The 22,094-nt window shown below is 58.9% G+C and carries 20 protein-coding genes; 15 read left to right on the top strand and 5 right to left on the bottom strand.

Going from position 1 to position 22,094, the window contains the following annotated elements:
- Positions 1–18: 18 nt before the first annotated feature.
- The gene (locus ACD590_RS29915; RefSeq protein ID WP_165403113.1) at positions 19–165 is read left to right on the top strand and encodes a hypothetical protein; all 147 of its coding nucleotides are present in this window, start codon (positions 19–21) and stop codon (positions 163–165) included.
- On the opposite strand, the gene cax is transcribed toward ACD590_RS29915, so the two are convergent.
- Positions 138–1,232 (bottom strand): calcium/proton exchanger, encoded by a 1,095-nt coding sequence (gene cax, locus ACD590_RS29910; RefSeq protein ID WP_112907030.1) that lies wholly within the window; start codon positions 1,230–1,232, stop codon positions 138–140. The genes ACD590_RS29915 and cax overlap by 28 nt on opposite strands.
- Positions 1,233–1,428: 196 nt before the next feature.
- Here cax and ACD590_RS29905 point away from each other — a divergent pair, with 196 nt between their 5' ends.
- The 4 genes from ACD590_RS29905 to ACD590_RS29890 all read left to right on the top strand — a co-directional run bounded on the left by ACD590_RS29905 (position 1,429) and on the right by ACD590_RS29890 (position 5,902).
- On the top strand, positions 1,429–1,650 hold the full coding sequence (locus ACD590_RS29905; protein WP_113543077.1) for a hypothetical protein: 222 nt from the start codon (positions 1,429–1,431) through the stop codon (positions 1,648–1,650).
- A gap of 502 nt (positions 1,651–2,152) precedes the next feature.
- Entirely contained in the window at positions 2,153–3,352 is a 1,200-nt protein-coding gene (locus ACD590_RS29900) for an ATP-binding protein (protein WP_113543078.1), read from the top strand.
- Between the two features lie 4 nt (positions 3,353–3,356).
- Positions 3,357–4,025, top strand: coding sequence for a response regulator transcription factor (locus tag ACD590_RS29895; protein WP_113543079.1), 669 nt, complete (start codon positions 3,357–3,359; stop codon positions 4,023–4,025).
- Between the two features lie 95 nt (positions 4,026–4,120).
- Positions 4,121–5,902, top strand: coding sequence for a hypothetical protein (locus ACD590_RS29890; protein WP_130729640.1), 1,782 nt, complete (start codon positions 4,121–4,123; stop codon positions 5,900–5,902).
- Between the two features lie 7 nt (positions 5,903–5,909).
- Here the strand turns inward: ACD590_RS29890 and ACD590_RS29885 are convergent, their stop codons facing one another.
- Positions 5,910–6,869 (bottom strand): hypothetical protein, encoded by a 960-nt coding sequence (locus ACD590_RS29885; protein ID WP_439004038.1) that lies wholly within the window; start codon positions 6,867–6,869, stop codon positions 5,910–5,912.
- Between the two features lie 159 nt (positions 6,870–7,028).
- On the opposite strand from ACD590_RS29885, the gene ACD590_RS29880 reads away from it, so the two are divergent.
- From ACD590_RS29880 to ACD590_RS29870, 3 genes are all read left to right on the top strand, one after another.
- Positions 7,029–7,670, top strand: coding sequence for a helix-turn-helix domain-containing protein (locus ACD590_RS29880; RefSeq protein ID WP_018245788.1), 642 nt, complete (start codon positions 7,029–7,031; stop codon positions 7,668–7,670).
- Between the two features lie 88 nt (positions 7,671–7,758).
- Complete coding sequence (locus tag ACD590_RS29875) at positions 7,759–8,061, top strand: hypothetical protein (RefSeq protein ID WP_018245789.1); 303 nt, start codon at positions 7,759–7,761, stop codon at positions 8,059–8,061.
- 1,060 nt (positions 8,062–9,121) lie between these two features.
- On the top strand, positions 9,122–10,747 hold the full coding sequence (locus ACD590_RS29870; RefSeq protein ID WP_439004037.1) for an ArnT family glycosyltransferase: 1,626 nt from the start codon (positions 9,122–9,124) through the stop codon (positions 10,745–10,747).
- Between the two features lie 130 nt (positions 10,748–10,877).
- Here the strand turns inward: ACD590_RS29870 and ACD590_RS29865 are convergent, their stop codons facing one another.
- A complete protein-coding gene (locus tag ACD590_RS29865; protein ID WP_018444914.1) occupies positions 10,878–11,648 on the bottom strand; it encodes an alpha/beta fold hydrolase in 771 nt (256 codons plus the stop codon).
- 309 nt (positions 11,649–11,957) lie between these two features.
- Positions 11,958–12,710 (bottom strand): NAD(P)H-binding protein, encoded by a 753-nt coding sequence (locus ACD590_RS29860; RefSeq protein ID WP_047620861.1) that lies wholly within the window; start codon positions 12,708–12,710, stop codon positions 11,958–11,960.
- Positions 12,711–13,127: 417 nt separating this feature from the next.
- Here ACD590_RS29860 and ACD590_RS29855 point away from each other — a divergent pair, with 417 nt between their 5' ends.
- From ACD590_RS29855 to ACD590_RS29825, 7 genes are all read left to right on the top strand, one after another.
- The gene (locus ACD590_RS29855) at positions 13,128–16,766 is read left to right on the top strand and encodes a PAS domain-containing protein (RefSeq protein ID WP_439004036.1); all 3,639 of its coding nucleotides are present in this window, start codon (positions 13,128–13,130) and stop codon (positions 16,764–16,766) included.
- A complete protein-coding gene (locus tag ACD590_RS29850) occupies positions 16,763–17,404 on the top strand; it encodes a response regulator transcription factor (RefSeq protein ID WP_439004035.1) in 642 nt (213 codons plus the stop codon). The genes ACD590_RS29855 and ACD590_RS29850 overlap by 4 nt, the downstream gene beginning before the upstream one ends.
- A 2-nt stretch (positions 17,405–17,406) precedes the next feature.
- The gene (locus ACD590_RS29845) at positions 17,407–17,784 is read left to right on the top strand and encodes a response regulator (protein WP_018516604.1); all 378 of its coding nucleotides are present in this window, start codon (positions 17,407–17,409) and stop codon (positions 17,782–17,784) included.
- A gap of 1 nt (position 17,785) precedes the next feature.
- Positions 17,786–18,478 (top strand): response regulator transcription factor, encoded by a 693-nt coding sequence (locus tag ACD590_RS29840; RefSeq protein ID WP_018245797.1) that lies wholly within the window; start codon positions 17,786–17,788, stop codon positions 18,476–18,478.
- 269 nt (positions 18,479–18,747) lie between these two features.
- Positions 18,748–19,104 (top strand): ArsR/SmtB family transcription factor, encoded by a 357-nt coding sequence (locus ACD590_RS29835; RefSeq protein ID WP_018245798.1) that lies wholly within the window; start codon positions 18,748–18,750, stop codon positions 19,102–19,104.
- A 450-nt stretch (positions 19,105–19,554) separates the two neighbouring features.
- Entirely contained in the window at positions 19,555–20,220 is a 666-nt protein-coding gene (locus tag ACD590_RS29830; protein WP_018245800.1) for a nitroreductase, read from the top strand.
- 37 nt (positions 20,221–20,257) lie between these two features.
- Complete coding sequence (locus ACD590_RS29825) at positions 20,258–20,830, top strand: NADPH-dependent FMN reductase (RefSeq protein WP_018245801.1); 573 nt, start codon at positions 20,258–20,260, stop codon at positions 20,828–20,830.
- 66 nt (positions 20,831–20,896) lie between these two features.
- Here the strand turns inward: ACD590_RS29825 and ACD590_RS29820 are convergent, their stop codons facing one another.
- The gene (locus ACD590_RS29820; protein ID WP_018245802.1) at positions 20,897–22,084 is read right to left on the bottom strand and encodes a galactarate dehydratase; all 1,188 of its coding nucleotides are present in this window, start codon (positions 22,082–22,084) and stop codon (positions 20,897–20,899) included.
- Positions 22,085–22,094: the final 10 nt, after the last annotated feature.

Genomic DNA, 22,094 nt, shown 5'->3' with positions numbered 1-22,094 from the left:
CAGCGTCAGGAGAGAGCAATGAAGCGTGGAGAACCCAAGCCCGAGATCCACCAGACCGCATCAGTCGCGCTCACATCCAACCACAGTCTATTTGCCTCCGGACGATTGCCGCTCTCTCTCGAGAGCGGCAATCCACTTCACGGCATTCGTGGCGGCAAGACATAAAGCGTTATGGCGAAGATCAAATAAACCATCAGCACCAACACGCCGACGAACCATGCAGACCGTCCGCTATTGGTTACGAACATCGCCGTAATGGTCGCAAGCAGCACCATCACCACGACGCCTGGCGGGAACTGCAGGTCCATCGGTGACGGGCCGATCACGTAACTGAGCAAGACCAGGACGGGCGCTACGAACAAAGCGATCTGCGAAGCACTTCCCAGCGCGATGCCCACGCTGAGGTCAAGCCGGTTCTTGCGGGCGCCGGAAAACGCCGAGGCCATTTCGGCAGCGCCGCCAACCAGTGCGACGACAATGAAACCGACAAAGGCAGGCGTCATTCCGAAAGCTTCCGCTGCCTTTTGCACGGATTCGACGAAGATCTCGCTGACCAGCGCCACGAGGACGGTGACCCCGGCGAGCGTGACCAGGGCCAGGCCGATCGGCCACGGCATTTCGTCTGTCTGTGCGTGTTCTGCGGCGGCGAAAATCTCGCGATGCGTCCTGAGGCTGAACAGCAGCCCAAGTCCGTATCCGACGATGAGCAGGAGGGCTAGGCCAAGACTGAGCTGTTGGGTGACGGCGGCCGCGGAGGTGGAGTCCATTTCAGCAACAGCCGAAGGCATCAGCAACCCGACTGTGGCGAGAAAGAGCAGGCCGGCTTGAAGACGCGCGCTGGCTCGGTTGAACTCCTGGAAGTGGTACTTAAGCCCGCCAAGCAAAAACGAAGCGCCCAGCATGAACAGCGTGTTGGTGACGATCGCGCCGGCGATGGACGATTTCACCAGCGTGTACTCGCCGGCGCGCAGGGCAGCCAGCGCGATCACCAACTCGGTGAGATTTCCCAGGGTGGCATTGAGCAGCCCACCTGCGGCGTCACCCGTTTTGGCGGCAACTGATTCCGTAGCGTGACTGAGCAACCCGGCCAGCGGCACGATAGCAAGCACCGACAGAACAAAGAGTGTCGTGTGGGCCTCGGGGATGAATATCGCAGCAACGAACACCACCGGCACGGCGATCAGCAACCACAGCATAGGGCTGTCGCGTATCTCTTTCAAAAGGAGGCTCAACGGACGCTCCTATTCGGGTGATGCTATTCAGGCAAGGCCGTCTGCTGGAAGAAAGTGACAGTCGCTTCATCCGGGGGCCGAACCACTTTGAACACCATCAAACTATTTTGGCCGGTCATGTCATTGATCGCAGACAAGGTGCGCTGCAGCATCCTGCGATTGGGCACATTCAATGGAGGCGTGAAACTTCGCATCGATGGATCTGCCATATGCGCCAATGGGTGGGGTGGACTTCCAGTCGTTCACCAGTCATGGCATTCGCCCAACCATCAGGCAGGCGCCGACATGGAAAGATCAGGGCATCAACGCCTTGATCGCCGATGACGGCGAGTTCTATATCCTCTTCGAATGGAGCTTCGACAATCAACCGCCACATCACCGAATCCTCCACGACGATGCACCAGCATCAACTGGATAGAACATCCTCTCGGCTTGCCAGCACTCGGCCGACGTGCTTACTCCTCAAGCGCTTCGCACTTGTCGCGACTACGCTTGCCTGTCCCAACTCGGCGATGAGGCGATCAATGGCGATTTCACGTGCGGAAAAACATCCTGTCAGTGCGACAATCGCTCATCCTATATAGAAAGTCAGATTGCCATTACGGGTCTGTGTCACCCATTCGATGACTTCAGACGCCAGTTTCTTGGCTTTCAGTTTGAACCAGCCACTTGTTGGAACGGGCGGCCGCCCATTTGCTTGCCATAGTAGCGGAACAATCACGCCCGGGCATTGCGCCGGATCAATGGAGATGAGGAAGCCCGAAATATCGCGAGCTTCTCGCTGGGGGGCGCAGGACGACAATAGAGCCTACGCGATGCTACACCGCTCATCCGTTCAAAGGTGGTAATCTTGCATCATTATCGACGAGCAAAACGGTCCAGCTACTGCATAACTTCTCGGATGAGCGCAGGAGACCATCATGTCCATCAAGATGGAAAGGCCGCATGTTGCAGAGTACGGTCCTGACGTTTCAACCGTGGTCGAAGGGGACTCGTTCATACTAGGGCGCAGCCAACCTTCACGCGTGCTCCGCCATGAAGATAGAGCACCGCGGATGGACTGGATCTGGAAGCTCTACGAACACATGCCGGATGCGGTGTTTTTTATCACCGAGAGCCATCTTGTTTCGGCCTGCAACAAAACGGCAGTCGCCCTGTTTGGCTACGACGAAAGCGAATTGGTCGGCCGCAAGATCGACTTCGTCTGGCGCTCGACACCGGATGTTCAACTAAGAGGGCGATGGGCAGACCAAGGCCCAGTACGCGCCGGCCTCGCAATCACCAAAAGCGGTGCTCAATTCCCGACTGCCCTTACAATCATCAGGGGGCAGGACGCAAAGGAGGGCTTCACTGCAGCGATTTTCGAGGACTTCCGCGCCGAGCGCGAGACATTGCAGCAGGTTCAGGAGCTTCAATGCGAGATTGCCCGCCTCGCAAGAATAACCGCGCTCGGGGAAATGGCATCGACCCTTGCCCATGAGCTTTCACAACCGCTCTCGTCAATCGCTGCCTATTCGCAGGGATGCAGACGCCTTGTCATGAATGATCACCGTCGATGCGGCGAGAAGCTTCGCGAAGCCCTATCGGACATTACGCAACATGCTATGTGGGCAGGAACGATCGTCCAGAACATAAGAGACTTGGTAAAGCCCGGCGCTGGCGCCAGAAAACAGGAAGCGATGCACGAGTTGATCCATGAGGCGACCACACTCGCGTTCATCGGATCACAGCGCAAGGGGCTCCATGCGGATCTCCGCCTCGAAGCGGCGTGGGACACGGTCATTGTCGACCGTGTCCAGATCGTGCAGGTGTTGACAAACCTTGTTCGCAATGCCCTGGAGGCAACCGACGATGTCGATCAGCCCCATATTGCGATCCGAACCAAATCCGACACATCTTCCCATCTCGTTGTCGAAGTGTCCGACAACGGCTGCGGTATCGCAGCCGAGATCGAGGAGGCATTGTTCCGCCCCTTCGTGACCAGTAAACCGCGCGGCCTCGGCATGGGCCTGGCCTTGTCCAAGCGCATTGTCGAAGCCCATGGAGGCCGCATAACTGCGCGCAAGGGGATGAACTGCGGTTCGATGCTCTGTTTCTCGCTTCCGCTGGCGGAGATCTAAGCCGATGGCAAACGATCTCACGATCCATCTCGTTGATGACGAGGAATCGCTCAGACGGTCGGTGACATTCCTATTGGTATCGGCAGGTTTTGCCGTTCGCGCGCATAGCTGCGCGAGGGCGTTTCTCGAGCTTTTGCCTCTTTCCGGGAGGAACTGCCTTGTTACCGACCTCCGCATGCCGCATGTCGACGGTATCGAACTGCTCCACCGCTTGCACGATTTCAACGCGGACGTTCCGGCGATCGTCATCACCGGCCAGGGCGATGTCGCAGCAGCCGTTCTGGCGATGAAGGCCGGAGCGTCCGACTTCCTGGAAAAACCTCTCAAAGAAGAGGCGCTGATAGCAGCCATCAACGAAGCAATGGGACAGAGGCGTGCCGGCAGGGCGGTTGCCGATCCCGAAAGTGTCACGGCGCGACTTCGGCAGCTTACGGACCGCGAACACCAAGTCCTCATCGGCGTGCTTGACGGCCTTCAGAACAAGATGATCGCCTATCATCTAGGCATCAGTTCGCGGACTGTGGAAGTCCACCGCGCCAATGTGATGGCAAAGATGGGCGCGCGCAATCTGACAGAGCTCATGTGGATGGCCATTACCATTGACGCGACCGGGCAGCGATCTGAAATCGAGAGGGGCGCGCCCGTCGGCCACATATTGCCCCACCTTCGCTGATCGAAAAGCAATCCTTGCAAGCAAAGACATGTACGATATGATGTGTTAGAACATACTTAAATAATAGCGTGATCTTGTCGTGGGGGCGGTCGGTCATGAGAAGCGCCAAGCTCAACACTTTCCGCAGTTTTGAGCCGACAGCAGACGAAATCTGCCTGCAAGTCGAGCGAATCCTCATGAGCGAGGAATTTCACACCCCCAAACGCGGGCGAAATTTCCTGGAATTTGTCGTCAACGAGACACTTGCGGGTCGATCGGGGTTTTTGAAGGCCTTTACGATAGCAAATATGGTTTTCGGCCGGGAAGCATCCTTCGATCCGCAAAACGATCCGGTCGTCCGGATCGAGGCCGGCCGAATAAGAAAAGCCCTCGAGCGCTACTACCTTGTCGCGGGCCAAGCGGACGAGGTCATCATTACCGTGCCGAAAGGCGGATATGTGCCCCATTTCGAATATGCTCAGGATGAGCCCGACCCCGTATCTGAGAAAGGGCTGGAAAAATCGCCGGCCGGGGGACTGGATGATCAAGACGATCCGCTTCCGGACATAGATCGCAGAGCGAGGCCAGTCGCTCTTGGCCTTGGAGCCACTCTCGTCACCGTTCTTGCGCTTCTGCTCCTCGCTCTTGCTGGCGCACTTTCAGTTTCGCGGGATGTTTCGACCCGGGCATCACCAGCGGGATCCGCGAAACCAAAGGTGGTTGTCGATTTTTTTTCCGAGAGCGGCCCCATAGGCGCCGGTTCGGACATCGCCCGTGGCCTGAGGGACGACGTCATCGGCCAACTCGCTCAGTTCGATGACATCGTCGTAGTTGCCGGGTCGGTACTCGGCGAACCTGCTGACGGCGCCGCCTATGCGCTCCAGAGCAATGTCCAGCTCGATGGCAGCAGGATGCGCGCCGCTGCGAGGCTGGTGCGTCAATCGGATGGGGCCGTCATATGGGCCGACAACTATGATGCTAATCTCGATGTTCAAAACAAGCTTGTGATTCAAGGCGATGCCGCCCGGAAAATCGCCAGCGCGATTGCACAGCCACATGGCGCTATCTTCCAAGCCGATACGGAAACGATCGCCAGGCCTGCGGAGAATGGCGGCTCGGACGCCTATGCCTGCACCCTGATCTATTACAGCTACCGGCAGGCCATGACTGAGCAAAGCCATAGGAAGGCACGCGAATGCCTGCAACAAACAACCCAGCATTTTCCCGATAACGCATCCTCTTGGGCCCTCCTGTCCATGGTCTATCTTGACGAGATACGTTTTCGCTACAAACTCGGCACGCCAGCCTCAGCCCAACCCCTCGAACTGGCGATTGCTGCGGTGGAACGAGCAATATCGCTGGCGCCCGGCAATCCGCACGTGCTGCAGGCCCAGATGCTGGTGAGCTTTTTCAGAGGGGATATCGAGAAGGCGCTGACGGCCGGGACCTCTGCCTATTCCGCAAATCCAGACGATGTCGAAGTTGCAGGCGAATACGGCTCCCGCCTTGCGATGTCAGGAAAATGGCAATCAGGTTGCGAATTGCTGTCGATCGCTCTCAGCAGGAACGCCGGACCTAAAGGCTTTTATGAGGTCGGCATGGCTTTGTGCGCCTTCATGCGAGGCGATATCGAAGCGGCGGAGCAGTGGTCGCGACGGTCCGATCTCGATGGCAACCCCATGCACCATCTCTTGCTGCTGTCCATTCTCGGGACCGCCGGAAAGACGAATGAAGCCAGACTGGAACGGGAATGGCTCAACACCCACGCACCGGAAATGATGGGCAATGTCCGTACGGAGGTCTCTCTGCGTTTGCAAAGACCGGAAGACCAGGAGCTGTTCCTCAACGGCCTGCGCGCCGCGGGAATGGTCATTCCTCCTGTCAACACGCCAAGATAGTTACGGGTCAGGGCCCTGCGTCGCCAAGCTTGCGAAATTTTGAAATCTCCATCGCGATTTGCACGGCGATGTCGTCCTCGACATCGAGAATGGTCTGGCCACTCAGATCGCGATCATATTGATTTGCCCAGACGACTACCCCGTCGGCGCCGTCTATCAGGCGGATATGCAGATGCACGATCGTGCTTTCGACAAGTGCACTTCCTTGCAGGTTGAAATGCGGTCCGCTCGTTACCGCGCCGGAGCGGCCTGGAGTAAGCACGACCAGGTTTTGCACCTCCATGAGTTTTGCAATCAGCTGATCGCCCAGTCCCTTTGCAAAATCAGCTGTCTGCGCCGTGCCGTCGAGGGCGACGAGGGGGTCGACAGTAATCCTGATCCTGTTCGTCGGCGCTGAGGCAACAGGGGTCCGGGTCGCTTGCGGTGGTGTTAGGTAGGATTCGAGTGGGCGAATGAGGGCTAAGATCGCCATTGCCCCGAATAGTGCAGGGACACCAATCGGCAGCAGAAGATGGCGATAGGTCGTTGGCCCCTGCTGCCCAGTCTGTTTTTGTGGATTCTCGTGATCTTGCGAAGCGGCCACTTCTCTGGCAATCGACGTGTTTTCGCCGCTCGAAAACAGCGTGGCGTAGCCTCCTTTGGGAATTGTGATCCTTATCGGGTCGTTGCTTCCACACACGAGGTAATATCGCTCGAGTGCGCGGCGGATACGGCCAGCCTCTATGCGCACGACCGGATCATTCTGGGCATCGAAGGACGCGTCGCGTCCGAAAACGATCTGCGCGATCATATGGGCCTTGAGCCGTTCGCTGTGCCCTTCAAGCGTCTCTTCAACAATATACTGCAGAAAGCGACGCCCGCGCTCGGGAGCATGGAATTGCGGGCTGGCGAGTATGCGTTCAAGCTGCTCTCGCACGCTGGCGGGACCTTGAGATAAGTCGCTTTCCCCTCCCTCTTCCGATGCCATAGGACCTCCCACGACATTTTCGTGTCGCTCTCCCCAAAGGGCGAAAGCCTTATACACCGCAGAGTAATCCGGGGCTTCCGTAGCAATACGTAAGGGGTATCTCGAATATCGGGTCGCGCGGCAATTGCTTATGCTCCGATGCGGATAGGGGCGACGCAGATGCTTCAAAATCACGCAATAAATTACACGACTGCTCGAGGCCACCGGTATGGGGGCGCAGCCGCTACAACCAAGGATCAGTCGATTAGGCTCAAGGCCGATGAGACGATCTACAGCGAAGGCGAACACGCGCTTACGATCTACCACGTAGAAGCGGGCGCTGTGCGGATCTATAGGCTGACGGCCGCCGGACAGAGATACATTCTGTCGTTTTACGGAAAGGGCGAATGGTTCGGGCTTGAAACGGGCGATATACGCACCGATTTTGCCGAAGCCGTCTGCGAAACCTGCGTCACGCCCTTTCGCGCCAATCATGACGCCGTCGTTCCCATCGATCTTCTGCACATTGCCTTGACGAATCTTGCCAAGGCGCAACACAAACAACTCGTCATCACCGAGCAGAGCGCACTGAAGCGCGTCGCGGCCTTTGTCTGCGAAATGGCCGACCGTCATCCGGGCGATTGCGAATTTGACATGATGATTTCCCGCAGCGATATCGCCGACTATCTTGGACTGACAGTCGAAACCGTTGCCCGCTGTTTCACGAAGCTCCGCGAAAAACGTATCCTTTGCCTGAACGGCAAACTGCAACGCATCGTTCGCCTTCTCGATCGCGATGCGCTGATCAGCCTCACGATCTAACGGCAAAGCATTCGCAGGTTCGATCTCAGAAAGAAGGACTTTGACGATGACGCATGCATCTCGCCGGAAATCAGGCACATCGGGCAAAATGCTCTATGCAGGCTTGATATCGTTGGCCTTTCCCATGACGGCAGTTGTGGCGCAAGACAATCCGTTTGATCAGTTCCCGGTGGTTATCCAGTGCAAATACCACGAAACCTTTCACGCCTTTTATCTGTCGCGTGTGTCTCAAGATGGAACTGCAACCTATTCTGCATCCGACCGGATCGCCGGCACCATCACGATCGACGGCAAGGCAAAGGCAATAGGCGCTGAAGGCGGAGGCAGTTGTGTCGGCAAAACCTTGTCAGAGCTTCGCGCATCGCACCAGGCCTACGACCTGAAACGCTAGGGCATCGAATTGAAAATGAGAGATCCAGAGGACTTTCGCATCCTGGCAAGGCTCACCCCTGCAATCGCTGCGTCCTCGGACTCGATCGCGGTGGTCGGGCCGGAGGAGACGACGATTAGTTCAAGCCTGAGCTTCATAAAGGTTTCTTGAACGCCTCGATGCGGTGAAGCCCGGCGACATATATGAAAAAATCCAAACCTCCGGCGTCGCGCTCCTCGACCGTCCGACGGACGCCGCCCTCAGCATCAGGCGGTAGGGTACGCCTCAGCATCACGGGTTTGCACCGACCTAACGTGACTTACCCGGCAAATGAATGTTTGCCATTTCTTGTTTTGCAGTGCACAATATTTACTGCAAACAGGGACGTGAGCCGTTGAGAATTTGCATCTACAAATCAGATGAAGTTCCTGAAGTAACGCTGTTCTTACGAGAAGGCGTACCGGTGCCCGCACATCCGAAAAGCCAAAAGTGGCGGCACATAAAAGCAGTCGTTGGCGAGGAGGTAAGGGCGGACCTTCTGACGCAAATCGAGATCGGCAATGGATGTCTTTTTGTCAAGCTTGGGGCATCTCCGAAGCACTGATCTAGGCTGCTGGAGTTGAACGCTGTTCGGCCGCCATGGAAACATGCTCGCTCATTATCGTCCCCCGCTAGATCACCAATCGGCTGTCCTCAAGCAGCGCGCCGATAGCGGCGTGCTTATCGCCCTTGTGATAGGCGATCACCTCCTCATGCCCACGGCTTCGCTGATCGGCGGCTCGCGCATCTCCGCACTCCATATCTGAGTTTTCAGATTGGCAGCCGCCCCGCCGATGTTCTTATTATGTTCTCGTGAATTCAATAATCAATCTGGGTGAATTGCTTTTTAAGGCTTTGCTGATGAACTGCCATCATGACAAAGCCGCCCCGCAAGCCGTCCGAGCCGCTGCTCGGTGAAGCCTACGAGCAGCTCCGCAGCCGACCGCGTCGGCGGCGAGATCCCGCTCAGCCTAATCTTCCTCACGATCCGATGCCGGCGCGTATCGCGCCGCCTCGGCCGTCACGGAAGACAGGGTTTCAGATGACAGACGACCTGGAATTGAAGCAGGCCGAAGGTCAGCAATACCCGCAGGAGACGACCGACCGGGACATGGCTGCTGGCAACTACCTCAACACGGCGATCTTGCTGGGGATCCTGTTTATTGCAATCGTCTTCAGGTTCCACAAGATCACCTTGCCGCTGGTCGACGGCTTCAGCTGGCGCGAGATAAGCACTGCAATGATGGCCGACAATTTCCAGCAGCGCAGCTGGAACATCTTCTTTCCGGAGGTCAGTTGGACCGGGCCAGGGCCAAGCTATCAGGGCCGCGAGTTCCAGATCGTCAGCTATCTCACAGCCCTGCTCTACCAACTCTTCGGTTGGCACGACTGGTTCGGCCGCATGGTTGCGGCCTTCTTCGGTCTCGTGACGGTGTTTTCGTTGCACAGACTAACGGCCCTCTGCTGGGACGAGATGCGTGCCCACGCGGCGGCACTTGCCTACGCGCTGATGCCGGCGGCAATCATGATCGACAGCTCGTTTCTTCCCGATCCCGCGATGCTGGCCTTAGTGACCCTTGGCGTCTGGCTGTTCGTCAAATACTGGGCCGGCGGCAGCGGCTGGCTCTTGCCGCTCGCCACGGTCAGCTTCTCGCTCGGTGTGCTGTCAAAGCCACCAGGCATCGCTGCCGGTGCCGTCATCTTCTATCTGATGGTCTGCTGGATTCTGGAGAGGAAGCGAAAGCAGGCGACCTGGGTCTTCCTGTCGGGGCTTTTGAGCCTGGCCATCATCGGCGCTTATTTCAGCTGGGCGATTTATCTTGGCCGCAGCTATCCGCCGTTTCATGTCGCCGGCAGCGGCGGCTATATCTGGGATTACGGCTTCTGGACATATGTCAGGGACAGGTTCTACTTCAAATCCGTGTGGAACACCTCGGTCTTGTGGTTCTACGGCTATCCGTTCATGGTGCTGCTCGCGGTCGGCTTGTGGATGCCGGCCAGCCTCGCCGAAGACCCGAAGCAACGCACCCTTTCGGCCATTCCCTATGTGTGGCTGGTTGCCGCCCTAATCATCTATCTGGCAGCGGCGGGCGAAATCACCAGCAATGTGTGGAATCTCCACATCTTCCATGTGCCGGTCGCGATGTTCTGCGGTCGCGGCGCGCTTCTTCTGGCAACGCTTGCATCGAGAACCATTCTAACGCCGGCGGTGGTGCTTCGCTCGATCTGCATCGTGGCTCTCACGCTTGCCTGGTCGACCTTGCCGCTCGTCAGGACGATGAAGAAGCCGATCGCCATGAACGGCAAGCTGCTTGGCGAGGAACTGGCGCGGTTGGCGCAACCGGGCGATCTCGTCGTCGCCATCGCCCCCGAGGTCGGCGATCCCGTCGCAGTCTACTACAGCAGGGCGCGCGGCTGGGTATTCCCGCCTGGCGGAGGCGATGCGGAATGGTCGAAATTCGTCGCGGATGACGCCACTGCGATCGCGCAGCTCGAGGAACTGCGCGCGCAGGGCGCGAACCTGTTCGGCGTGGCCAAGAACGCCACCGACAAGCAGGACCTGCTGTTCATCGAGCATCATGATGGGGTTGTCGACTATCTCGACAAGACCGCAACCAAGCTTGTGGATTCGGCTGATTTACTGATCTACAGGATCACCCGTCCATGAGAGCCGATGGGCCTTGGACAGCATATGGCCCGACGGTTCGAGAGAAAAGGGAGTTCGGCATCTCGCGTTGCGTATTGCCTTACCACGACCGGATCAATGTTGATCCGGTCGCAGAATCGCAGTGCGCGGTCTATTTGCTGGACGCAGCGTCTTCGATGACTTTCGCGACTTTATCGGGATGAGAGACCATCACGACGTGAGACGCGCCTTTAACCACAACCGTCTCTTTCGAGCCCGCCCGCTCCGCCATCCATGCGAGCGCTGCCGGCGGTATGTTCTTATCCGCGTCACCATAGACGAACCAAGACGGGATCTTCCTCCAGCTCGCCGCAGTCGAGGCCTCGCCAAGAGCCTTATCAGTGATGGGGCGCTGTGTTGCGGCCATCAGCTTGCCCTCCGCCTTGGATACATCTGCAGCGAATTGATCGTGAAACGCGCTCTGCTTGATGTACAGATCCTTTACTCCACCATCCAACGGGACGGGCTCGCCAAGGGTCGGTGCGAGCGTGCTTCCCGGAAACTTACCTGAAAGCGCAACGGCGGTTTCTCCGACATCAGGCGCGAAGGCCGCGACGAAGACGAGCGATTTGACGTTGGCGCTGTCTGCTGCTGCCTCATTGATGACTGAGCCACCGTAGGAGTGACCGACGAGAACAACGTCCGTCTTCAGTCCCGCCACCACTTTGCGCACGTAATCGCCATCCGACGTCACGCTTCGAAGCGGATTAGCAACCGCCACCACCGGATATCCATCCTTTTCCAAACGTGTAATTACGCCATTCCAGCTGGAGGCGTCGGCGAATGCGCCATGCACCAGCACGACCGTCGGCTTCTCGGCGGCGTAGGCATTCAAAAAGCTTCCCGCAGTGATTGCGGCGGCGGCGACAAACATCTTCAACATAGCTTAACTCCTTTTGTATCGCGTACGATTATTTAATGCACAATCTTTTAGAAAGCAAGTCTTGGAATCCCGTTCACCTCGATTTGAAGATTGCGATGAGCCTTTGAGGTCGCGCTCATTGCTTAGACCAGGCCCGACAACTATGCTGGCCTATTGCCACATCCGGCTCGAACTCGACAAAACTCTTGCGATTCCGCCGGGCCTGGCCACTTGTCGTATTCAAAGGCGCCAGGGCTCTAATTGCAGCCAGGCGAAAGTTCAGTGGCAGATCAGTTAATCCCCTGCCAGCGGGGAGAGAAACCGCACAGCCTACTCCCCCATCGATTGGTAGAGCCAGTCGGATAGCTTTTCGGTCGCCACCCGCGCACCTGCCTCAGGAAGCAGCGCGTCTTCAGTCAATTCAACACCGAAATACGATGCGGATGGGTCCGTCACCACCTGCCGCTCATCCTCATTCGCGGTGAGATAGATCCGGGCGATTTCGTCGATACCGAATTGTTCCGGGCCGCTGATTTCGGCGATATCGTCCAACGGCGCTCCGACTGCCAATTCCGCCAGCAATGCGGCGACGTCGCTCGCTGCGACCGGCCTCATGAACGCCGGGGGCAATCGAAACACATCGCCATCAGCACCGGTATCGATCAATCCGCTGATGAACTCGTAAAACTGTGTGGAGCGGAGAATAGTATAGGGTCGGCCTGAAGCCCTGATGAGATTTTCCTGCACCATTTTCGCGCGAAAATAATCGCTTTCCACGAGACGAGGCGTGCCGACAACAGAGAGTGCAAGATAGTGCCTGACGCCAGCCTCGGTCGCGGCCGCGAGCAAATTCTTCGTCGAAGCCTTGAAAAAATCCAATGCAGCACGGTCGCCGAATGATGCGGCATTGGTCACATCGACAATGACTTCGGTTCCCGCCACGGCCGCTTCGAGACCCTTGCCCGAAACCGTATCGACACCTAGCGACAATGATGCGGCCATTACCTCGTGACCTGAGCGGCGCAAGTTCTCGCTGAGCCGCGTTCCGATAAGGCCGCTTGCTCCAACCACCGTGATTTTCATATCAGCATCCTCCATCGCATGCCGTCTTCCCAAAACCGCGGCACCCTTTCGGGCGACATGCATTATAGATAGCCGCCGAGTTGCGCGGCGCGAACGGCGACACAATGACCGGAAAGCCAGACCCCTTCCACTATGTAAGAGGTCTAGCGGCTTAGACTTGGGATATAGCGGAGCCATCCCGAAGGTTAGGAAGACCAATCGGCAAGACGGAACGACATGCCGGTCTTCGTTCGCGCCGAAAATTCCGACCTGGCGCGGCGGCTACATCCCCGCGCAATGCATGGGTTTCCATGAGTTGCGGTTGCAATGTGGCGGGGTTACGGTTCGAATATGAGCCCGCCAGACCCGAAATCGAGAACAACGACGGTACGAAACGCTGACGATCCCCTGACTTTGTCTGTCCTGCAGGAACAGCTGATGATCAGCGTCTGGTCGCACCGCCCCCAACTCCTGCACCTGGGGCTCTTTATTGCGGCCTATGTGCTGGCCTGCGGATTCGCGCAGTCGCTCGCGATCGTCCCTGGAACAGGTATTTCCATCTGGCCAGCGGCGGGGCTTTTCATCGCGACACTTGTCGTCACATCCGGCTACAGCTGGCCTTGGTGGGTGCTGGGAGGCTGCCTGGCGGAATTGTTCAGCAATTTTCTGTGGTTCCACAGTCCGCTGCCTGCGGCTTTCCTGATCTACATCGGCAACGCCCTTGAAGCGGTTGCCGGGGCATGGCTCGTCAACCGGACCTTGACGCGGCCGGTTCGGTTGGAGACCTTGCAGGAAGTTCTCGCATTCGTCGTACTGGGGGCTGGGATTGCGCCCATCGTCAGCGCGACCGTGGGAAGTGCGACCCTGGCGTGGTTTGGCATACAATCGCAATCCTTCGCAACGGCTTGGCCTCTATGGTGGATCGGAGACGCCACCGGCGTCCTGATCGTAGCGCCGCTGGCACTGGTCGTGTTTCACAGCTGGCGTGGCAAGACCCGGCTCTCGGCCGCGCAATGGGTGGAAGCTTGCGTCCTGGCACTGATCTTTCTCGGCGTTGCCGCTCTTTCTCTGAGCGGCTACCTCCCCTTCGCATACATCATCATGCCGCCTCTTCTTTGGGCCGCGGTTCGCTTCGAGTTCAAAGGCGCTGCCGTATCCTTGGCTCTCCTCGCCCTGATCACGGCGCTGTTCACGATAACAGGCACCAGCCAATTTGCCGGCGATCCCGAATCCCAGAAGCACAAGCAGGTCATGCTGCAGCTTTTTCTGGCCATCTCGGCATTTTCGGCGCTCATCGTGGCCGCCATATCCCGGCAGCACCAGCTGGCAGTGCTCACATTGCGCCAAAGCCTGGATACGCTGCGCGACCGCGAGCGGGAACTCTCGCAGCTCGTGGATATGGTTCCGAGCCACGTCTGGCGTCTGACCCCTGACGGTGAGCCGACCTTCTTTAACAAACGGATGATCGATTTTCTCGGTCTCGATGTGGCGGATTTCGACAAGCCCGGCATGAGCCGGCTGGAGGCTGTCCTGGAGGCCACCGTTCATCCCGAGGACGCGGCGGGGTTCGGAGATGCCCTTCGCCATTGCCTCGTTACCGGCGAAAGCTTCGCCATGCGGTATCGACTGCGCCGCGCCGACGGCCTCTATCGCTGGATGTCGAGCCGTGCCGAACCGATGCGGGATCAGTCGGGGCGCATCGTTCAGTGGTACGGTCTTTGTCACGATATCGACGATCAGGTTCATGCCGAAGAGGCTGTGCGGCGGAGCCAGCAACAGCTTCAGCAGATCATAGACGCCGTACCGGTCCGCATCTGGAGTGTGGAGCCCACCGGGGGCTCGTTCTATTTCAACAAGCGGTATCAGGATCATTTCCGCTCCGTTATCGCCGATTTCGACGCTCTCGGTGAGCCGCGCATCGACGATCTGCTGCAGCAGCTGGTTCATCCCGAAGACGCTCCCGACGTTCAGCGTACGCTCAGGAACTGCTTCGAAACCGGCGGCGGCTGCGCGATGCGATTTCGCTGGCGCGAAAAGGATGATGTCTACCGCTGGGCAGAGTGCCGGGTGGAGCCGCGGCGCGACGAAAACGGAACGGTCGTGGAATGGTATGGCGTTTCTCTCGACATCGACGATGAGGTGCGTGCGCTGGAGGCGTTACGCGAACGTGAGCGGGAGCTGTCATTGCTCGTCGATATGGTCCCCGTTCATATTGCCCGCATGGCGCCCAGCGGCGAGCCGACCTTCTTCAGCAAGCGTACCCTCGAATCCATCGGGGTGGATGACGTCGCGGCTTGGGACAAGCCGGACGTCAGCCGCTCGGCGGCCATCATCGGGGCGACAGTCCATCCCGAGGATGCACCCCGCATGAGAGAGGTGCTCAGCCATGCCCTCGCCACCGGCGAACCCTACACCATAAGGTATCGTCGGCGCCGTGCGGACGGTGAATATCGCTGGATGGAGGGTCGCGCAGAACCATTGCGGGATGAAAACGGAATTATTCTACAATGGTACGCTGCTGCACTCGACATCGACGACGAGGTGCGCGCGCAACAGGCCCTACGAGAGCGGGAACGCGAGCTGTCACAGCTGGTCGACATCGTTCCGAGCCTTCTCTGGCGGTTGGACTCGCAGGGCGAGCCGACTTTCTTCAACAAACGGCTGATCAATTTTCTGGGACTGGACGTTGCCGATGCAGACAAGCCCGGCATGAACCGTCTTTCCGCCATCATGGAAGCCGCCGTCCACCCTGACGATGCGGAGAGCCTCGCCGAGGCGCTCGACCATTCCTTCGTCACCGGCGAGCGCTTCTCCAAGCAATATCGCCTGCGGCGCGCCGACGGCATCTACCGCTGGATGAAAGGCAGCGCGGAGCCTCTGCGGGACGAGAGCGGCCGGATCGTCCAGTGGTACGGTCTGACGCATGACATCGACGATCAGCTGCGAGTCGAGGACGCGCTGCGAGAGAGAGAACGCTCGCTCTGGCAGATCGTCGAAACGCTGCCGGCAATGATCGATTGCGCGGCGCCTGATGGAGAACCGGTATACCGAAACCCTCAGCTCCGCGACTTCCTCGGATATAATCTCGAAGAGCTGGACGGAACGGGGAAAACCCGGCTGGACGGCACACTCGATGCCGGTGTTCATCCCGACGACGTGGCGGGGGTCAAAGAGAACTATGCCCATTCATTGTCCACCGGCGAGCCCTATGCGCGCAGGCATCGTCTGCGGCGCCACGATGGTGAATATCGCTGGGTTGAGACGCGTGCGGCGCCGATGCGCGATGCCGACGGCATCATCGTCCAGTGGAATGTCATCTGCCTTGATATCGACGGTGAGGTTCGGGCGGAGGAAGATTTGCGTCAGGCGCGAGAGGGCCTTGCACGGGCGAGCCAGGTGGCGAGCCTCGCCGAGCTTTCGGCCTCGATCGCGCACGAGGTGAACCAGCCGCTCGCGGCCGTCGTGGCCAACTCACATGCCTGTCAGCGCTGGCTCATGGCCGAACCGCCGAATATGGAGCGGGCGCAGAGGACGGTGGAGCGCATCATCCGGGATGCTAACTCAGCGGCAGATGTCGTCAGCCGTATCCGCGCCTTGTTCAAGCAATCCGCAGACCGCAGGATCCACACGACGCTCTCCGGCGTCGTCGACGAAGCGCGCAACCTCATGGCCGACGAAGCAGCGCGCCGCCGCGTTCGGATCGACATGGGCATCGACGGCAACCTTCCGCTGGTCGCAATCGACCGCGTCCAGATCCAGCAGGTGCTGATCAATCTCATCCGCAACGGCATCGAGGCGATGGACGCCGTTGCAGACGACAGGGTGATCCAGATCCGTGTGCAGCATATGGGGAATGCCGTCCGGACCGAAATCAGCGACCACGGCCCGGGCATCGAGTTTCCCGAGAGGATGTTCGAGCCGTTCTTCACGACGAAAGAAAATGGCATGGGCATGGGACTGGCAATCTGCCGCTCGATTGTCGAGCTGCATGGCGGACGATTGTGGGCCGAGAAGAACAATCCGCGCGGAGCGACGTTGATCTTCACCTTGCCCATAGAAACGAAGGCGGCGCCATGACAGCCGATGACCATATTGTCTTCATCGTTGATGACGATGGACGCATTCGGGAAGCGCTCGGCGAGCTGCTGGAATCGCATGGCATGCGCGCCATCGCCTTCGAATCAGCCTGCGATTACGTCAGAGCGGACAAGCCGGATGTCCCCGCCTGCCTCATCCTCGATATCGAGCTGCCTGACATCAACGGCCTCGATCTGCAGAAACAGATCGCCGACAGGGACCATCCGCCGATCGTGTTCATCACAGGACACGGCGACATCCCCTCCTCCGTGCGTGCGATCAAGCATGGCGCGGTGGATTTCCTGACCAAACCCTTCAGCGACGCGGACCTGATGGCGGCAATTCACGCGGCGATCGCTGAGGATCGGGAGAAGAGATCGCAACGCGCCGAACTCGACATGCTGAGGCAACACTATCTCAACCTGACGCCGCGAGAGCGCGAGGTGCTGCCTCTCGTGGTCAGCGGCCTTCTCAACAAGCAAGCAGCAGCCGAATTGGGGATCAGCGAAGTGACGCTGCAGATCCACAGAAGAAATGTGATGCAGAAAATGGCGGCGGCATCGCTCGCCGATCTCGTGCGGATCGCGGAGAGATTGGAAATACCGATAACCCACTCGCGCCGAGTGGGAGGGAATTGAACATGAACAAGACAAGACATGTGGTGGCAATTGTCGATGACGATCCAAGGCTGCTTGAATCGATGGGCGACCTTCTGGAATCCGCGGGTTATGTGGCTCGCAGCTTCTCGTCGGCGGGCTCGCTGCTCGTCAACGGGCTATCGGACCTCGACCTGCTCATCACCGATATCGGAATGCCTGGCATCGACGGCTTCGAACTTCGCGACCTGGTGAGGAAATCACGGCCGGAGCTGCCGGTATTCCTGATCACGGGCCGCCACGAGATAGCAGATCAGGGCCGCGCTCAAGGCGTGGGCGGATTTTTCCGCAAGCCTTTCGATGCCCAGGCGCTGCTGGCGGCCATCGCCAACGCTTTGCATAAATCGACAGATGGAGGGTAACATGAGAGTTGACCAGCCGTTGCTGCGGAAATCGGCGCCGTTATCGTTACAGTGCAGTTGTGAAGAGAACCAGCCGCTCGTCATTATCGTCGATGACGACGCCTCCGTTCGCGAGGCGCTGTCGGAGCTGATCCTGTCGGCTGGCTTCCAGTCGACCAGTTTTGCCTCGACCCGCGAACTGCTTGACGCCGATATCCTGGATTGCCCCGGCTGCCTGATCCTCGATGTGCGCATGCCGGGAGCAAGCGGCCTCCACCTGCAGCGCCATCTGGCTGAAAACGGCATATCCAAACCGATCATCTTCCTGACCGGGCATGGCGATATTCCGATGACCGTCCAGGCGATGAAGGCCGGCGCCGTGGATTTTCTCACCAAACCGGTGCGGGACCAGACGCTGCTCGACGCCATCACAGCGGCCATTGCGATGGATGCCGAACGAAGGGCGGAAGCCGCGGTCGCCGAGCGCAATATCAAGCGCTTGGAGACGCTGACGCAGCGCGAGCGCGAGGTTCTGCATGAAGTGGCGCGCGGACGCCTCAACAAGCAGATCGCCTTCGATCTCGGCATCAGCGAAGTGACGGTCAAGCTGCATCGCAGCAATGTCATGCACAAGATGGAGGCCGCCTCCATCGGCGAATTGATCCGAGCGTGGGAAACACTGCCCATGCAGATGCGCCAGGCTGGCGCGCGCTAAAACGCGTCGCGTCAATCCGGATCATCGACGCGCGCTTCAAGTCATTGATTTATGCTTTTAGCCGCGTGTCTTCCAATGGTGGAAGATACCGGCCTCGAACATCATCTGCGGCCGCTGTCCATTTGAGGCGAGTCGTATCCGATTTGCGCCAAAAAAAGCGATGCGGCGCCGGCAATGGGTTTCGGTCTCGCTCTCATGCGGTAATCCTAAATTAAAGCTCGGGGATATGACCTGGTGCCCAGCTTTGGTTCCCTAAAGGAGATCTCGCCGTGAACAATCAATCGTCAACCGCGCCCTCCCCTGAAACCAACGCCTTCGAAAACGAAGCAAACTTCTTGTCGGCTATGGGGAATGCCAAACGGCTTCACATTCTGCATCTGCTGGCCGAGGGAGAAATGTCCGTGAGCCTCCTGGCCGACGAGGTGGGCTTGAGCCAATCTTCGACGTCCCAGCATTTGGCAATTCTTCGAGAACAGGAACTCGTGCAGACGCGAAGAGCTGCTCAGACGATCTACTATTCACTTCAATCCGGCGCGGCCAGGGCAATGCTCGATACGCTCGCTGACATCTTCGGATCGTACCGTCGCACCGAAGTAGAATGTGTCCGAGCCCTGGGCACCCAATAAAAAATACGAAACGTCGATCCTACACAGCTGATGGTTGGCGCCGCGGCAGCGAAGAGCAGCGCAATGGCGAAGAACGCGGTTTCGAGGAGATGACTGCGGCTTGAGTGTAAGCACCAAGTCCCGCGATGCCTCGCCGACATGCCCCTCGAACACATCGATCCCTGATGTACGTTTGATGTACCCCTCCTAGACCACCGTGTGATTACGCCTCCATTGCGAATGGAGATAATGAACCACATCAGGAACGGAACAGTCAGGACGAAACGACCATGAGTATGGACAACACCTCATACCCCGGCAGACTGGAACCCGGCGAGCTGGTTCCGTCGCGCTATGCGCTTGATATCGGCGAGATTGACGTAACGGCGGTCAGCGATGGGATGCGAGCGCTGCCAGGCGCGATGTTGGGCCACAACGCTGGCCCGGCCGTCCGGGCGGACGGAGGCGATCATGGACGTATATGAGGCAGTCAAAAGTCGACGATCGGTGCGCGGGTTCAAAGACAAGCCTGTGGAGAGGGAGGTGCTTGAGCGTGTGCTGTCCGCCGCAGCTTGGTCGCCGTCAGGATCGAACATCCAGCCGTGGAACACCTACGTGATGACTGGCGCGCCGCTGGCTGAGCTCAAGACGTCCGCCGTCGAGCGCGTGGCCCATGGCGACGCCTGGGACAAGCGGCAGTACGAGATGTACCCGCCCGCACTGAAGTCCCCCTATGGGGAGCGCCGGTCCGCCTTCGGCAAGGAGCGCTACAGCGCGCTCGGTATTGCGCGCGAGGATTGGGAGGCGCGCCAGCGGGCAGCAATCGCCAACTGGAACTGTTTCGGCGCGCCCGCCGCCCTGTTCTGCTACATCGATCGTGACCTGGGCCTGCCCCAATGGGCCGACGTCGGCATGTATCTGCAGACGGTCATGCTGCTGCTCCGCGCCGAAGGTCTTCACAGTTGCCCGCAGATGGCGTGGTCGCAGGTTCGCGAGACGGTCGCGGAGGTCCTGTCACCCCCCGACGGGCTCATCCTCTTCTGCGGCATGTCGATCGGGTACGAGGACCCCACGGTCAGTTATGCCCGTACAGGCCGCGCCCCGCTCGGCGAGACGGTCACGTTCCTCGGCGAATAGTGACTTGCCATCATCATGCGAGATATTGGAGAACGCCATGACCACGCATAAAGTAGGTTATCTCATCGGCAGCCTGGCCAAGGGCTCGATCAACCGCAAGCTCGCCAAGGCGTTGGTGCGGTTCGCGCCGCCGGAACTTGAAATGTCGGAGATATCCTTCAAGGACCTGCCGCTCTACAGCTACGACTATGACGCCGACTACCCTCCGGCTGGCAAGACATTCAAGGCGGCAATCGCAGCCGTCGACGCCGTGCTGTTCGTTACGCCCGAATACAATCGATCCATACCCGGCGGGCTGAAAAACGCAATCGACTGGGCGAGCCGCCCCTACGGCACCAACTCGTTCACACGTAAGCCGTCAGCGGTGATCGGCACGTCGCCGGGCGCGATAGGCACAGCAGTCGCCCAGCAGAATTTGCGCAGCGTGCTCAGTTTCTGCAACTCTCCCCAGATGAATGCCCCGGAAGCCTACATCCAGTTCACGCCGGGCCTGATCACCGATGACGGCGAGGTCACGAAAGACACCACCGCCGATTTCCTTCGCACTTTCATGCAGGACTTCCATGTCTTCATCGCAAGGGTTCGCTCAGTGCTGCCGAAAGATGCCTAGAGCCCTGCGGGAGCTGGCCGCGTCCATCCGGGCGGCCAGCTCCTGTTTTTAAAGGGGGCAATGCCCTCAGGCGAAGGCGTAGGAGCCGTCGGGCCGCTTCGGCACGCGCCGCTGCCAATGGATGTAGCCTTCCTCTTCCATCGCCTTCTCGTCCATTTCGACGCCCCAGCCGGGCCGGTCGGGACGCAGCTCCAGATAGCCGTCCTTCGGCAGATAGGGATCGACGACGTAACGGGTTTCCCCCTCCCGCTTCTCGATATCGAGGCCGCCATAGACGTAGGCCTGTCCCTTTGGCAGCCGGTATTCGAGGATACGGAAATTCTGTGCCGCCGCAGAAAAATGAACGTTGACCGCCGTCGCAAGTGGACCCATCGGGTTGTGCGGCGCCACGCCGACGAAGAAGGCTTCGGCGAGGGTGGCAATACGGCGCATTTCGCTGATGCCGCCGACGACGCAGATGTCGGGCTGGATGAGGTCGGCGCCCTTGACCTGCAGCAGGCGCAGGAACTCGTTTCTGTTATAGAGCGACTCGCCGGTCGCCAGCACGCAGTTGAGCCCCTGTTTCAGATCGCCCCAAGCCTCGATATTTTCAGGACGCAGCGGCTCCTCGAAAAACAGAGGGTCGTAGGGCGCCAAGGCATTGCCGAGTTGCCTTGCGGCGATCGGCTCGAAAATCTTCGCATGGGCGTCGAAGGCGATCTCATATTCGTCATTGACCGTTTCGCGCAGCGAGCGGAAATAATCCGCCGAGGCTTTGACGACATTGCCCCAGCGATTGGAGTGCATGTCGATACGCCAGGGGCTGAGCTTGAAGGCGGTGAAACCCCACCCTTCCTTCAGACGATCGAACTCGTCGCGGGCCGCCGGTGCATCCGGTGCGGTATAGACGCCGGCATAGACCTTGATGCGGTCGCGCACCTCGCCGCCCAGCAGCTTGTAGACCGGGACGTTTGCCGCCTTGGCGGCGAGGTCCCACAGGCAGTGATCGAGTGCGGAGATCGCGGCAAGGCCGAGCGCGCCCGGCGGGAACCGGCTTTGCTGGATCAACAGATTGACGAGATAGTCGACGCGTGTCGGATCCTGGCCGGACAGAAATTCGTAAAGATAATCCAGGAGCGGCGGAAGCGCCTTGTCGGGGCCGTGATTGTAGCATTCGCCCCAGCCCGTTAGCCCGTCATCGGTGTCGAGCGCGACGATCACGCGGGGACGGTCCTTGTCGCGGGTCATGAAAACCCGCATGCGGTCGATCTTCATCTTTCTGTCC

The sequence above is a fragment of the Rhizobium sp. 862_C5_N1_2 genome (assembly GCF_051811205.1).
Classification (GTDB): domain Bacteria; phylum Pseudomonadota; class Alphaproteobacteria; order Rhizobiales; family Rhizobiaceae; genus Rhizobium; species Rhizobium leguminosarum.
Note: the sequence above shows the minus strand (reverse complement) of the source record. Positions and strands in the feature narration are given on the sequence as shown.